This window comes from Streptomyces kronopolitis, from assembly GCF_050953795.1.
GTDB lineage: Bacteria > Actinomycetota > Actinomycetes > Streptomycetales > Streptomycetaceae > Streptomyces > Streptomyces kronopolitis_A.
This window is the reverse complement of the sequence record NZ_CP191850.1, coordinates 4,243,980-4,257,879: the sequence shown is the minus strand read 5'-3', so window position 1 is coordinate 4,257,879 and position 13,900 is coordinate 4,243,980. Positions and strand designations below refer to the sequence as shown.

Annotated in this window: 13 protein-coding genes; 4 read left to right on the top strand and 9 right to left on the bottom strand. The window is 71.2% G+C overall.

The features are described from left to right. Window positions 1-25 precede the first annotated feature (25 nt). Entirely contained in the window at window positions 26-2,167 is a 2,142-nt protein-coding gene (locus tag ACQP17_RS18760; protein ID WP_433857308.1) for a globin domain-containing protein, read from the bottom strand. A gap of 447 nt (window positions 2,168-2,614) precedes the next feature. Further along, the gene (locus ACQP17_RS18755; RefSeq protein ID WP_433857307.1) at window positions 2,615-3,250 is read right to left on the bottom strand and encodes an HAD family hydrolase; all 636 of its coding nucleotides are present in this window, start codon (window positions 3,248-3,250) and stop codon (window positions 2,615-2,617) included. A 359-nt stretch (window positions 3,251-3,609) separates the two neighbouring features. On the opposite strand from ACQP17_RS18755, the gene ACQP17_RS18750 reads away from it, so the two are divergent. After that, complete coding sequence (locus tag ACQP17_RS18750; protein ID WP_433857306.1) at window positions 3,610-4,140, top strand: DUF2269 domain-containing protein; 531 nt, start codon at window positions 3,610-3,612, stop codon at window positions 4,138-4,140. A 46-nt stretch (window positions 4,141-4,186) separates the two neighbouring features. On the opposite strand, the gene ACQP17_RS18745 is transcribed toward ACQP17_RS18750, so the two are convergent. Both ACQP17_RS18745 and ACQP17_RS18740 read right to left on the bottom strand, forming a co-directional pair. Beyond that, a complete protein-coding gene (locus ACQP17_RS18745; protein WP_433857305.1) occupies window positions 4,187-4,636 on the bottom strand; it encodes a GlcG/HbpS family heme-binding protein in 450 nt (149 codons plus the stop codon). Window positions 4,637-4,771: 135 nt separating this feature from the next. Further along, window positions 4,772-5,992 carry an MFS transporter gene (locus ACQP17_RS18740; RefSeq protein WP_433857304.1) on the bottom strand — a complete coding sequence of 407 codons (1,221 nt, stop codon included), beginning with the start codon at window positions 5,990-5,992 and terminating at the stop codon, window positions 4,772-4,774. Window positions 5,993-6,125: 133 nt separating this feature from the next. Here ACQP17_RS18740 and ACQP17_RS18735 point away from each other — a divergent pair, with 133 nt between their 5' ends. Further along, window positions 6,126-6,638 carry a MarR family winged helix-turn-helix transcriptional regulator gene (locus ACQP17_RS18735; protein WP_433857303.1) on the top strand — a complete coding sequence of 171 codons (513 nt, stop codon included), beginning with the start codon at window positions 6,126-6,128 and terminating at the stop codon, window positions 6,636-6,638. 76 nt (window positions 6,639-6,714) lie between these two features. After that, window positions 6,715-7,167 (top strand): N-acetyltransferase family protein, encoded by a 453-nt coding sequence (locus ACQP17_RS18730; RefSeq protein WP_433857302.1) that lies wholly within the window; start codon window positions 6,715-6,717, stop codon window positions 7,165-7,167. Window positions 7,168-7,203: 36 nt separating this feature from the next. Here ACQP17_RS18730 and ACQP17_RS18725 read toward each other — a convergent pair whose 3' ends face one another. From ACQP17_RS18725 to ACQP17_RS18710, 4 genes are all read right to left on the bottom strand, one after another. Continuing rightward, on the bottom strand, window positions 7,204-7,950 hold the full coding sequence (locus ACQP17_RS18725) for a TetR/AcrR family transcriptional regulator (protein WP_433857301.1): 747 nt from the start codon (window positions 7,948-7,950) through the stop codon (window positions 7,204-7,206). A gap of 587 nt (window positions 7,951-8,537) precedes the next feature. Next, window positions 8,538-9,674, bottom strand: coding sequence for a pyridoxal-phosphate-dependent aminotransferase family protein (locus tag ACQP17_RS18720; RefSeq protein WP_433857300.1), 1,137 nt, complete (start codon window positions 9,672-9,674; stop codon window positions 8,538-8,540). 100 nt (window positions 9,675-9,774) lie between these two features. Beyond that, window positions 9,775-11,199, bottom strand: coding sequence for a serine hydrolase domain-containing protein (locus tag ACQP17_RS18715; RefSeq protein WP_433857299.1), 1,425 nt, complete (start codon window positions 11,197-11,199; stop codon window positions 9,775-9,777). Between the two features lie 137 nt (window positions 11,200-11,336). Beyond that, the gene (locus tag ACQP17_RS18710) at window positions 11,337-12,308 is read right to left on the bottom strand and encodes a GlxA family transcriptional regulator (protein WP_433857298.1); all 972 of its coding nucleotides are present in this window, start codon (window positions 12,306-12,308) and stop codon (window positions 11,337-11,339) included. 177 nt (window positions 12,309-12,485) lie between these two features. Here ACQP17_RS18710 and ACQP17_RS18705 point away from each other — a divergent pair, with 177 nt between their 5' ends. Further along, window positions 12,486-13,451: an NADP-dependent oxidoreductase gene (locus tag ACQP17_RS18705; protein ID WP_433857297.1), complete on the top strand. Its 966-nt coding sequence runs from the start codon at window positions 12,486-12,488 to the stop codon at window positions 13,449-13,451. A 181-nt stretch (window positions 13,452-13,632) separates the two neighbouring features. Here ACQP17_RS18705 and ACQP17_RS18700 read toward each other — a convergent pair whose 3' ends face one another. Further along, window positions 13,633-13,899, bottom strand: coding sequence for a hypothetical protein (locus ACQP17_RS18700; protein ID WP_433857296.1), 267 nt, complete (start codon window positions 13,897-13,899; stop codon window positions 13,633-13,635). Window position 13,900 lies beyond the last annotated feature (1 nt).

Genomic DNA, 13,900 nt, shown 5'->3' with positions numbered 1-13,900 from the left:
AAAGACCGCCTGCGCTGCGAAGACCTCAGCCCGCCGCCGCGACCAGCTCTTCCACGGAGTCGTGCCGTATGCGGTCGGCCGGGACGCCGGCCCCGACCAACGCGTCCACACCGCTGCGGATCAACCCCGGCGGCCCGGACAGATATGCGTCATATTCCTGGAACGGACCGTATTGCCGCACTGCGTCCGGAAGTTGCCCGGTCTCGCTGCTCGTCCCGCCACGAGCAGCGGGTCCGGTGGCGACGACCGGGCGGACGGAGAGCCAGGGGTGCGCCTTTTCCAGATGCAGCATGGTGTCGAGGTCGTAGAGGTCGTGGTCGCTGCGGGCGCCGTAGAAGACCTCCACGGGGCGGTGGATGCCGTGTTCCGCGACATCCTCGACCAGGGCCTTGAGGGGCGCGATACCGGTGCCGCCGCCGACGCACAGCAGACCGCTGCGCGTGGTGTGGTCGACGGTCATCGAACCGCCGGGCGCCCCGAGCCGGATGACGTCGCCGGGGCGGGCGCGATGGACCATGGCGTTGGAGACCCAGCCGGCCGGGACCGCCTTGACGTGGAACGAGAGCAGGCCGTCGGAGCGGGGTGCGGAGGCGAAGGAGTAGTGCCGCCAGACCCGCGGCCACCAGGGGGTTTCCACGCTGGTGTACTGGCCCGCGAGGAACGGGTAGGGCTGGTCCGGGCGGACCGTCACCACCGCGATGTCGGGGGTGCGCAGCTCGTGCGAGACCACCTCGGCATGCCACCACGCGGGGGCCACGGCCTCGTCCGCGGCCGCCGCGTCGATCATGATCTGCGAGATCGCGGTGTAGGCGCGCACCCACGCGGCCTCGGTCTCCGGCCCCCAGCTGGACGTCGCATAGCGCCCGAGCGCGGCGAGCAGGCACTCGCCGACCGCCGGGTAGTGGTCGGGCACGGTGCCGTATTTGCGGTGACCGCGGCCGAGGTTCGCCAGGTAGGCGGTGAGCACATCGGCGTCGTCGACGTGCTGGGCGGCGGTGAGCAGCGCCTTGAAGAGCCGGTCGCGCTGGGTGTCCATCGACGCGGGGAACAGCGCCCGCAGGTCGGGGTACTGGACGAAGAGCAGCGCGTAGAAGTACGAGGTGACCTTGTCGGCCACGGGCTCGATCTCCGCCATGGTGCGACGGATGAGTATCGCGTCGGGCGAGGCAGGGGTGGCCGAGGAGGCCGCGGCCCGCACCGCGCCGAGCGAGGGCTCGGGGGCAGGAGCGGCGGGACGCTCCCTGGGCGCGAAGACGGAGGCGGGGGCGGCAGGGGCCTGGTTCTGGACGGGTTGTTGCGGCACGGGTTGTTGCGGCACGGGTTGTTGCGGCACGGGTTGTTGCTGGCCGGCCGGTTCCTGGCCGGCCTGTTCCTGGACAGGCGGCTGCGGGCCAGGCCGTTGTGGGGCCGCCGGTTCCGGAGCGGGTGTCTGCTGAACGGGCCGTTGCTGAACAGGCGGCCGCGGGGCCGCCGGCTGCTGAACGGGCGGCTGCTGAGTCGCCGGCTGCTGAACGGGCGGTTCCGGAAGCGTCGGCTCCTGGACCGGGGCGGCTCCGGTGGGGGCGTGTGCCGCGGGAGGCTGCGTGTGGTGCGCCGGTTCGTGTACGGGCTCGGGCTCCGGGCCCGGGCCGGACACCCGCTCCCAGATCGGCCAGCTGCCCCGGAACGGATCACGGTCCGCGATGGGGGCGGGCTCGGCCTCGTGCTGCGGCGCCGTGTAGGCGGAAGGGGCGTACCCGGGGGCAACGGAGGGCTGGCCCTCAGGGGCGGCCGCGGCGGGGGCCTCGGTGGAGGAGGGGGCGGCGTGCTGACGGGTCGCCTCGGCGGGGCGCGGCTGCGCGACCTGCGGCGGCTCCGTGTCGCTCTCGCGCTCGGCCGCGGTGCCTACCGGCCGGATCGGGTTGACCGGACGACTGGGTATGTCCTCCCGGTCGTTCCGGTCCGTTCTTTCCTGCCGCTGATGGCGATCTCTGTACTCGTCGCGGTCGTGGTGTGCACTCCGCTCGTCGGGTTCGGTCCGGCCGTTCTCGTTCTCTTGCCGGTCCTGGTTTTGCCGCTCCTGTGGATCTCCGGAGGACTTCTTCGCCGACGGAGTGAACCAACCCCAATCGCCACTGTTCCCGCCGGAAGAGCCGTTATCGGCCGACGTGGTGGTCGGAGCGTCCATGGTCTGCCTCGCCTCGAACGTCTTTCGGTTGTCTACGCACTTCCGTGATCGGAACTGCCCGGAATTCCCCCGCCCTGCCCCGGAATTGTTAATCGACTCAAGCGATCCCGGCAACACCCTCCAAAGCGGACAAATCTCACGTCCTTGCGACAATGCGGAACAGATGCCGCGTCAGCAGCATCCCACTCTTGCTCACCCGTCGGACAAATTGCGGGAAGTACCGGCGCCGAGGGTGGCTTCGCCGCTAGACTGACGAGATTTGCCCGACCTCCGTACACCCGCGGAAGCGCTCGCCTCCGCCAAGCCGGAGTCGACCATACCGGCAGCGGTTGAAACCACAAGACCTGATCTTGGAGCACCCCGCACGAGCCCTCCGATAGCAGTGATCCTCCCCACAGAGTGCAATTTCAGTGGATACAGGGGGCGATTCCGCCGGGGAACTCGGAATTACCCGCCAGTACGGACCAGTTCGTATGCCTCACGCAGGTCACGGCCCGCGTACGCATATGAGGCCAGGTCGCTGACATGGTGATCCGCATTCACGGCAATGGACCGCGGAACCGCCGCGAACAGTTCGGTGTCCGACATCGAGTCGCCATATGCCACGCAGTCGGCCCGGGTCAACCCGTACTGCGCGCAGAGTTCATCGGCGATCCGCACCTTCGCCGCCGAGGAGAGGATGCCCGCCGGATCCACCGGCTGCCGGATCGGCACCGCGGGCCAGAGTGAGCCGTGCGCCGTGTCGGCGCCCCAGCCCAGCAGCCGTTCGACGAAGAACGCCGGCGACAGGGAGATCACCGCGCACCGTTCACCACGTGCTCGGATATCCGCCCAGACCTCCCGGATCCCGGTCAGCCAGGGCGCGCCCTCGAAAGCCGCGGCCACCTGAAGCTCGGTCAGCTCGGCGGCCCACATGTCACAAGCCAGTTGTGCGAACCGGACGGGCGTCAGCTCGCCCGCGGCGAATCCCCGTTCCAGCTCGGCGATCTCCCGCTCCAGCCCGAGCCGGCGGGAGATCTCGACAGCGGCCGCGGACCCGTGCAGCAGGGTCCCGTCCATGTCGAACAGATGCAGCTTGCCCATGCCCCCCGAGCCTAGGGGCCCGTCCGGCGAGAGGCCCGGCCGGAACCGGGGATGGCTACGACCGGCTGTGTACGGGGCTCGAAACGGGCGACGGGCGGCGGGCGGCGGGCGGCGGGCGGCGGGCGGCGGGCGGCGGGCGGCGGGCGGCGGGCGGCGGCTGCACGGTCCCGGGGCGGGTGGTGGTCCTCGGCTGCCGTACGGTCCCGGGACGAACGATGGACCTCGGCTGCCGTACGGTCCCAGGACCGGAGGGGGCAGGCCGCCGGTATGCGGGGGGGGGGACGTACTCAAGCCCGCATAGGCGCGGATACTCCCGCGGGCAGATGTACCGCGGGGCGCGGAACACCACCGTGGACGGCATGCGACAGCTCAGCCGCCCCGCCCGCCGGGCCGTTCTCGTCCTTCATGTCGCCGTGTCCGTCAGCTGGCTCGGCCTCACACTCGGCCTGCTGGCGCTCGGCATCACCGGCTACGCCGCCAACTCACCCGACATGGCGTCGGCCGCCTACCGCGCGATGAAGATCTTCGGTGACTGGCTGGTCCTTCCCGTCGCCCTGCTATCGCTGATCAGCGGGCTGGCGCTGTCGCTGGGCACACCGTGGGGGCTGGCGAGGTACCGCTGGGTGGTCACCAAGTTCTGGCTGACGCTCCTCACCCTGCTGCTGTCGGTGTGCGCACTCCGACCCGGCATCAACCACCTCGCCGCCGAGGCCGCGGCGGGCACCCCGGCCCCCGGCGTCCCGCTTGTCGTCGCGCCGGCGGTCGCCACGGCCACCTACTTCTTCCTCACCGCGATCTCCGTCCTCAAGCCCTGGGGCTCGACGAAGCGCGGCAGCCGACTGCACGCCGCGCGGTCGGCCGGATCCCGCGCCGGTCGGGCACAAAGGTGAGGTATCAAGGGCGCGGAGGTCCGCTAGGAGCGGGACCCGAGGGCCCTCAGACGAGGCCGCTCTCCGCTATCGCCGCGAGGGCAATCCGGTGGTCCTGTTCGGGGGAGCCGCCGCCGAACCCGAGCGCGCCGATCAGCCTGCCGTCGCGGTGGAGCGGTACCCCGCCGGCGAGGAAGAGCAGCGGCCGGTCCAGCGCCGTCGGCAGTGTGTGGAAGAGCCCGTCGGGCCGGACGAGGTCGACGAGGTCAGTGGTCGGTGCGTCCAACTGCAGTGCGGTGTACGCCTTGCGGGTGCTGGTCTCGCCGGAGATCAGCACGGCCGCGTCGTCGCGCCGGAAGCCGAGCAGATTGCCGCCCCCGTCCAGCACGGTGACACTGCCGCCCACTCCGAGACCCTCGGCCGCCCGGGCGGCAGCCTCGATGAGGGCATCGGCCTCGCGGGTCGTGAGCGGACGAACGGTAGGGGCGGCCTCGGTGGCGGGGATGGTGGTGCTCATGAGGGGTGTCCTTGGGGAGATCGTGTTTCTGGTTCTGGTGCTGGTGGTGCCGTGCGTGCCGCGGGTCCTTGTCAGCCCTTCCGAGATGCTGGCGAGCGGCAGTTGGCCGGTGGTGGTGCGGTGCGGGCGGCAAGGTCAGCCGTGCGTCACGTGCACCGACTCGTCGACGACCGCGGCGGGTCCCCCGGCGGCCACCACCTGGCCGCGGCTCTTCTGGCGTCGCTCGAGGGCGGAGGCGAATATCGCTACCCCGAGGGCCGCGGTGGTCATCAGCGCGCCGACCCAGTTGGGCGCGGTGTAGCCGAGGCCGGCCGAGATGACGATCCCGCCGAGCCAGGCGGCCAGGGCATTGCCGAAGTTGAAGGCCGCGATATTGCCCGCCGAGGCGAGGGTGGGAGCCGAGGCCGCCTGATCCATCACCCGCTTCTGGAGCGGCGGCACGGTGGCGAAGCCGAAGACGCCGATCAGCGCGATGGTGACGATGGCGGCGGTCTTGCTGTGCGCGGTGAAGGTGAACGCGGCCAGCGAGAGTGCCAGACCCGTCATCGACACATAGAGCATCGGCATCATCGCGCGGTCGGTGAAACGGCCGGAGACCAGGTTTCCGCCGACCATGCCGAGGCCGAAGACGACCGTCAGCCAGATCACGGAGGACGGGGCGAAGCCGGTGACCTCGGTCATCATCGAGGCCAGGTAAGTGACGGCCGCGAAGACGCCGCCGAAGCCCAGGACCGTCATCAGCATCGCCAGGCCGACCTGGGGATTGCGGAAGACGGCGAGTTCACTGCCCATGGGGGAGGCCGCCTTCGCTCGCTGCGCCGGGATCAGCCGGACGATGCCGAGCAGGCCGATCACGCCGAGCGCGGTGATGGCGTAGAAGGTGGTGCGCCAGTCGAAGTGCTGGCTGAGCAGCGTGCCGACCGGCACCCCGACGACGTTGGCGACGGTCAGACCGCTGAACATCAGCGAGATGGCGGTGGCGCGCTTCTGGGGCGCGACGAGGTCGGCCGCCACGAGCGCACCGATGCCGAAGAACGCGCCATGCGTGAACGCGGCGACGATCCGCCCCGCGAGCAGGACCCCGAAGGTGGGTGCGACGGCGGTGAGCAGATTGCCGGCGATGAACAGGCCCATCAGCAGCATCAGCATCTGCTTGCGGGTGAAGCGCGTACCGAGAGCCGTCATCAGGGGCGCTCCGACGACCACGCCGAGGGCGTAGAGAGTGGTCGCGTATCCGGCGAGCGGGATGGAGATGCCGAAGCCGGCCGCCATGTCGGGCAGCAGGCCCATCACCGCGAACTCGGTCGTTCCGATCCCGAAGGCACCGATGGCGAGAGCCAGGAGTGCGAGAGGCATGACGGATCCCTTCACTTCATTGCGTCCGTCGCTTACGAGCGTCCACAATAATTGCAGACGCGGGTTAATTGCAAGCGCGGGATATTTCGCGCGTGGCCTATCCTGGCTCGTACGACCTATGAGGAGGTCTTCGATGACGCAGCAGACGCGCGAGAAGCAGGTCACGCAGGAAGCGACGGCCACCGCGCCCGACTGCCCGCCGGCAGCCACTCCGGCACTGGCGCAGGGCTGGTGCGCGCTTTCCGCGCTGCACGGCCGCATCGAGACGCACATCGAGCGCGCGCTGCAGGCCCGGCACGACCTCAGTGTCCGCGAGTTCTCGGTCCTCAATGTGCTCAACGAGCAGCACGACGGACCCGGCGGCCATCTGCGGATGCACCAGGTCGCGGACTCCGTCGTCCTGAGCCAGAGCGCCACCACCCGCCTGGTGACCCGGCTCGAGGAACGCGGCCTGCTCTCGCGCTATCTGTGCCCCGACGACCGGCGCGGCATCTACACCAACGTCACGTCCGAGGGCCGAACCCTCCTCGTGGAGGCCCGGCCCACCCATGACGGAGCCCTGCGCGAGGCACTCCAGAACGCCGCGCAACGACCTGAGCTGGCACCGCTCGTCACCGCCGTCGAAACGCTCGCTCCGTCCGAGTGAGGCCCGCGGACAGGGCCCGGTAGCGGGCGGCCGACCGCCTGCCGCCCCGGGAATCCCTCGGCATAGGGTCGCGCCCATGAGTGACATCGAGATACGCCGCGCGACCGAAGACGATCTGCCCGCCATCGTCGCCATGCTCGCCGACGACCCGCTGGGCGCTGTCCGCGAGGCCCCGGACGATCTGACGCCGTACCGAGCCGCGTTCGAGGTGCTGGCCGCCGACCCGCAGCAGCACCTCATGGTGGCGGTCCGCGACGGGCGGACGATCGGCACGCTCCAGCTCACGGTCGTCCCCGGGCTGTCCCGCCGCGGCGCCACCCGCTCGATCATCGAAGGCGTACGGATCCACCGCGACGAGCGTGGCACCGGCCTCGGTACCGAGCTGATCGAATGGGCGGTCGCCGAGTCCCGCACGCTCGGCTGCCAGATGGTGCAGCTCACCTCGGACGCGACCCGGGTCGACGCGCACCGCTTCTACGAGCGCCTCGGGTTCGAGGCCTCCCACCTGGGCTTCAAGCTCCCGCTCTGAGCCGGGAGCCGTCCGGTCGGCCCCGGCCGTGGCACCTCACCTCTGCCGGGTGCGCCTCCGCGCCCGGTGGGCCTTTTGCCGGCAGGCGCCTCCGCAGTAGCGGGCGGGCCGACCCGTGAGCGCTGCTGTGAGCACCGCTCCACACACCTCACACCGCTCTCCGTTACGTTTCACGACCTCGGAAGGCAGTTTCGTCACGGTCCGCTCAGGCTGCAACGCCTCACACATCAACGCCGTCATCCGGCCCCGCACCCCGCCCTCCGCGCCGGAACCCGCCCGGGCCCGCTCCATCGAGAGACAGCCCACCAGCAGCGCCCGGACGTCCGCTATCCCGACGTCCGGGCGGACCGCGCCCGCCTCTTGAGCCCTACTGAGCAAGGTCTCCAGCGCGTCCTCGAAGTCCTTGCCGACCCCGGGCGACGGCTCGAAGCGGCCCGCGCCGGCCGCCTCCAGCGCATCGCACAACGCCCTGTTCTGTGATGCGAGCCGCACGACCGACGCCAGAAAGCGAAAGAAGACCGGACCGGGATCCGTGACATCGGCCAAGTCCCTCGCGGTGTCGGTGAAGAGTTCGATCCGGTCCACGATGGTCGCCCTGAACAGGGCTTCCTTGGACGAAAAATGCCGGTAGACGGTACCCGCGCCGACCCCCGCACGGCGTGCGATCTCCCCGAGCGGCACCCCCAACCCCTGCTCCTCGAAGGCGAATCGGGCCGCCTGGAGCACCAGTGCTCTGTTCCGCCGCGCATCCGCACGCGAGGGCGCGACACCGCCGTCCGCCATCGCCGGGCCTCCTGAGATTTCGTCGACCTCGGGGTGAAGGGATCCGCCCACACAAACGGGTCAGTCGTTCCGATTCTAGAGGAGGGCTCAAACAAGATCGTTAGCGACTCGACCGACCGTCGCTGACGAGCCGATCGCCGCGGCGGGAAGATCGGGCGGAGCTGTGCGGTCGTGCGACGAGGCCGATGAACCGTCGGCTCACGGGAGCGCGCGCCTGCACCCGCGGCATTCCATCGACAGCGAATGCGGTGCCCCCGGCGTCAAGCCTGTTTCCGGCGCCCGGGGTGCGCCACCGGAGGGCGCCGGACGGACGAAAGCCGCGAGGTCACCGGCGTTCCCCACTCACAGAGCATCGGGAGCCCTGCGCCCTCCGCATCCAACTCTGCTTCTGCATAGGCGACTTGGCGGTACTAGGGCCGCTGGCCAGCACCCCTCCTGAGCCCGCGACTCCTGCCGTCGGGCCCCCCGCAATGTCCGACCGTTTCACGTGAAACGCCCCCGCACCCAGACATACGTGTGGGGTCGTGTTTCACGTGAAACACGACCCCACATCAACGGCTCGCCCTACATCCGGGCGCCGACCCGGCTCAGCCGGCGACCGCCGTGTCCCATGCCGCGCCCGCTGCCAGGGCCGCCGCCTCGGCATCCACCGACACGCCCAGCGCACGCAGCCCACCCGCCAGCGCCATCAGCGAGGCCGTGACCACGGCCCGGTCGGCGGCGCGACCATAGTGATTCACCCGGATCATCTCCTTGGCCAGCGCGCCCGCCGCGGCCTGCACCGGCACGGCGGCATCCACTGCGAGCGCAGCTGCCACGGCCTCCCGGGCGTCGATCCCCTCGGACGCACGGAGCGTCGTGGCGGCCGGCGCCGCGTCCTCGTTCCGCACGACGTATGGCGCGAGCCCTCCCAGGGCCTGGACACCGGCCCTGGTCGCCGCGGACGCCGCCCGGTGCCGCGTGATGACCGCGGCCAGACCCTCGGCTTCGATGCGGTCCGCGGCCTGTTCCAGCGCCAGCATCTCCAGCTGCGCCGGGGCGTGCGGCAGTGCGGTGCGTCCGCCGTCGATCCAGCGCTCCTTCCAGTCCAGCAGTGAGAGGTACGAGCGCCGCGGGGCCTGCTCGTTGGCGGCGATGCGCTCCCACGCCCGTGCGCTGACCGAGACGGCCGACACTCCGGCGGGCCCGGCCAACGCCTTCTGCCCGCCGATCACACAGAGGTCCACTCCCCACTCGTCGGTGAGCAGCGGTTCGGCTCCCACCGAGGCGACCGCGTCCAGCATCAGCAGAGCGCCGTGCTCCCGCACCACCGCGCCGATCTCGGCGACGGGATTGGTGTTGCCGGTGGCCGCCTCGGCGTGCACCAGGCTCACAAAGTCGATCTCCGGGTGCTTCCGCAGGGCGTCGGCCACCTGCTGCGGGCCGGCCGCGCCCGTGAACGGCGCGGTGAGCGTGACGACCTCGGCGCCGCAGGAGCGCAGCCAGCCGCCGAAGGTCTCGCCGTACGGCCCGGTGATGATGTTGAGCGCGGTGCTGCCGGGGCGGACGGCCGAGCGGATACAGGCTTCCAGCGGAAGCAGCGCCTCGCCCTGCATCGCCACGACATCGCAGCGGGTGTGCAGCAGCGCGGCGACCTTGTCCTCGATCCGCGCGAAGTGAGCCGCGGTGAGCGGCGGCAGGTCGAGCAGATCGGGGACAGCAAAGTTCGCGGTCGGGTCAGACACGGCAGTCACAAGGCCTTCCAGCGGTGGCGAGCCGACGCGGCGCGGCTCCTGACATCTGGCTCGACTGTACGTCCGGCCCGCGCCCCCTCGCCTACGGGCCTCACACCCGCCAGCCCCGCGGATCCACCCCGCCGGGCACCGCCTCTGACGGCTCGTAGGGCCCGCGGGTGAACACAAAGGTGCCGAGGTCCAGATGGCTGACCGCCCCGTCCGCGTCCCGGACCACCCGCAGCGTCTCGCCCGCGTAATAGCCGTCCAGCCCCGTCCACGTGCCGTCCTCCGCCGGGCGGAACCGCGAGGCCCGGCCCGCTCCGGACATCGGCGCGAGCTCCAGCCCCCGGTCGGGCCGCACACGCAGGACGTGCGGGTTCGCGCCCCAGTACCAGGGCCCGGTCAGCTCCAGCAGCTCCCGTTCCGGCGTCTCGGTCAGCGGGCGCCAGGCCTCGGGGAACCGCGGCTCGTGCTCGGTCACCAGGGCGAGGAGATCGGCGGCGACGGCCGCGACCGCCGGGCCCGATGTGCAGTTGGTCAGCACGACTGCGGCGACGTCCTCCTCGGCATCGGTCCACAGCGCCGCCAGATAGCCGGGCATCGAGCCGAGATGTCCGGCCAGCAGCCGCCCCTCTCGCCGCACGAGTTGAAGGCCCAGACCGTACGCCGCGTCCCAGGCACCCTCCGGCGGTACGGCCGGCATCCGCATCTCGGCCAGGCTCTCCGCACTGAGCACCCCGTCGTCGCCCCGCAGCAGGAACGCCGACCATCGGCACAGGTCTGCCGTCGTCGACCACAACTGCCCCGCCGGGCCCATCAGTCCGGTGTCCTCGGTCGGCTCCGGCAGCAACACGTCGGCCCACGGATGTACCGCCCAGCCAGCGGCGAACGGCGGTTGCGGATGCAGAGTCGTACGGCTCATGCCGAGTGGTTCCAGCACCTCACGGCGCAGGACCTCGTACCAGGGGGTGTCGCCCCGCAGCCGTTCGACCAGCGCCCCGAGCAGCGCATAGCCGGGGTTGGAGTAGTGGTGCCGACGGCCGGCAGGCAGCCGCTGCGGCCGCTCGCCGAAGAGGTCGGCGGGCGAGGGCCGCAGCTCGCCCGCGGTCCGCTCCCACCACGGGCCGCGCGGCTCGGCGGTCAGCCCCGAACTGTGCGCGAGCAGTTGCGCGATCGTCGCGTCCGGCACCGGAGTCCCGTCCAGATGCCTGCCGAGCGGGTCCTCCAGCCGCAGCAGTCCCTCGTCCCGCAGTCTCAGCACCAGCACGGCGACGAAGGTCTTGGTGAGCGAGCCGATCCGGTACTGCATCGCGTCGTGCGGCGCCTCCCCGTCCACCGCACCGCGGGCTGACGTCCACACCGTCCGGCCGTCACGGATCACCGCGCCCACCATCGAGGGTGCCCGGCCCTCCGACTGCCCCACCGCCAGCCGGTGCAGCAACGCCCGCCGCGTCTGCGGCAACAGCTCCACGAACTCGTCGGGCACGGCGGCCGCCCCCGGCCCCTGGGACTGCCTGGACTGTGCGATGGTCATGCGTTTCCTCCACGGCGGATCCGACTCGGCCGAGCCCATCCTCCCCGCATCACCGCCGCCCCGATCACCACGCCCGGTTCCGCCTGCTCGCCGTACGCCGGCTGCCCAGCCGCGCGGCCTCCCCACCCCGCGGTATGTCAGGCCGTCAGCACAGTGGTGTTCCGGAAGGTGCGCCGGTAGGTCTGCGGTGCCACGCCCACCGCGCTGTGCAGATGCTGGCGCAGCGAGGTCCCGGTGCCGAAGCCCGCGTGGCGGGCGACGAGGTCGACGGGCCAGTCCGTGGTTTCCAGCAGATGCCGGGCGCGTTCGATGCGCTGGCCGGCGAGCCACTGACCGGGGCTCATCCCGACCTCGTCGCGAAAACGCCGGGTCAGGGTGCGCACGCTGACCTGGGCGTGCGCGGCGAGGTCGGTCAGGGCGAGGGGCTCGTCGAGCCGGTCGAGGGCCCAGGCGCGGGTGGCCGCGGTACCGCCCGCCGGCTGGGGCACGGGCTGCCGGATGAACTGCGCCTGGCCGCCGTCGCGCCAAGGCGGCACCACACACATGCGGGCCACGTCGTTGGCGACGGCGCTGCCGTGGTCGCGGCGCACCAGGTGCACACACACATCCACGCCCGCGGCCACTCCGGCAGAGGTGAGGACATCACCGTCGTCGACGAACAGCACATTGGGATCGACACGCACGGTGGTGAAGAGGCGCTGCAGCTGTGCGGCCTCCTTCCAGTGTGTGGTGGCCGGCCGGTGATCGAGCAGCCCCGCGGCGGCCAGGACGAAGGCACCGGTGCAGATGGCCACCATCCGGGTGCCCGGGCGGACCCGCTCCAGCGCGGTGCGCAGGTCGTCGGGGAGCCGGCCGTCCACGCAGATCGCGCCCAGGGCGTGGGACGGCGGGATGACGAGGGTGTCCACGTCCGCCAGGACGGAGGCGTCCTGAGCGACCGTGATGTCGTAGTCGGCGTCGGCCCGCACGGGGCCTCCGTCCAGACTGCACGTGACGACGGAGTAGAGCGGCTTACCGCCGGCGCCGACCGCCGCGCCGAAGATCCGTGCCGGAATCGCCAGCTCGAAGGGGACGACTCCGTCCAGGGCGAGCACTCCCACGCGATGCATGTCCCGATGCCCCTCTCGATTCATGTCCCGATTCATGTCCCGATTCTTTCAAACGTTGGCCATTAGGACACCGCCAGGGACCCGTCCACCGCGGAAAGCTGTCAGCACCTGGGGAGAACGGCCGCACCCACGGCTCATACGCCCAGGTCACAGCCCTCAGCATGCGAAGGAGACACCATGTCCGCGTCCCAGGCCCCGCAGATGCGCGCCGTCAGCCAGGACACCGCCGGGGGCCCCGAGGTCCTCAAGATGATCACGACCGACCGCCCGGTGCCGGGCCCGACGGAGATCCTGGTCCGGGTGCACGCCGCGGGCGTCAACCCGACGGACTGGAAGACGCGGGCCGAGGGCGCGTTCATGACCGGCCGCGGGGCGCCGCTGACCCTGGGCTTCGACGTCTCCGGTGTGGTCGAGGAGGTCGGGCTCGGGGTGACCCTCTTCGAGCCGGGCGACAAGGTCTTCGGGATGCCCCGCTTCCCGCACCCGGCCGGGGCGTACGCCGAGTACGTCACCGCGCCGGCCCGCCACTTCGCCCACCTCCCGGAGGGCCTGGACCATGTGCAGGGCGCGGCCCTTCCCCTGGCGGCGCTGACCGCCTGGCAGGCGCTGGTCGACACCGCGCAGCTCCAGCCCGGTGAGCGGGTACTGATCCACGCCGCGGCCGGCGGAGTCGGCCATCTCGCCGTGCAGATCGCCAAGGCCCGCGGCGCGTACGTGATCGGCACCGCCCGGCAGACCAAGCACGACGTGCTGCGCGAGCTGGGCGCCGACGAAGTCATCGACTACACCCAGCAGGACTTCGCCGAGACGGTGCGCGATGTCGACGTCGTCGTCGACACCATCGCGGGCGCGTACGGGGCCCGCTCGCTGCGCACCCTGCGCTCGGGCGGCCGCCTGGTCTCGATCCTGCCGCTGGACGAGACGTTCCCGGCCGAGCAGGCACGCGAGGCACGGATCAGCGCGGGATTCATGATGGTCGAGCCGGACCGGGCCGGACTGCAGGCCGTGGCCGACCTGGTGGCCGGCGGAGAGCTGCGGGTCCTCATCGACTCCGTGATGCCGCTGGAGGACGCCGGGAAGGCACACACCCTCGGCGAGACCGGCCGCACCACCGGCAAGATCGTCCTGTCGGTCGCACCCTGACCCGACCGTGCGAGGCGAAGCCGCCGCCCGACGCTCTCCCGGTGTGGGTTCACCGGCGTTGTGACCTGGACGTGCCCCTTCAGTCTCACGACGTGTCAAGCGGCGGCTGCCTCAGAACGGTGTCATCGTCAGGCTGTCCAGCGGGCGAGAGGATGCCAAGTAGCCCACGCGGACCGAGATTTCAGCCGGGTCGGAACGAGATCTGCCGACGGGCGGGACCCCAGACTGCCTCGAAATCCTCGGCGGTCAGTTGCTCGGGGCCGTGGCGTGCCCATTCCGAGATGGGCAACTCGGCGGTGATCCCGAATCTGCTGTCGTACTCGACGAGGGAAGCAGCCGCGATCGGGGTCATCTCAGGCCCTTCGAGTTCGACCTGCCGGGTCACCCAGCCTTCGGCGTCGACCTCGAAGTAGAACCTGGTGTCTTCCTCGTCCCAGTAGCAGCGCATT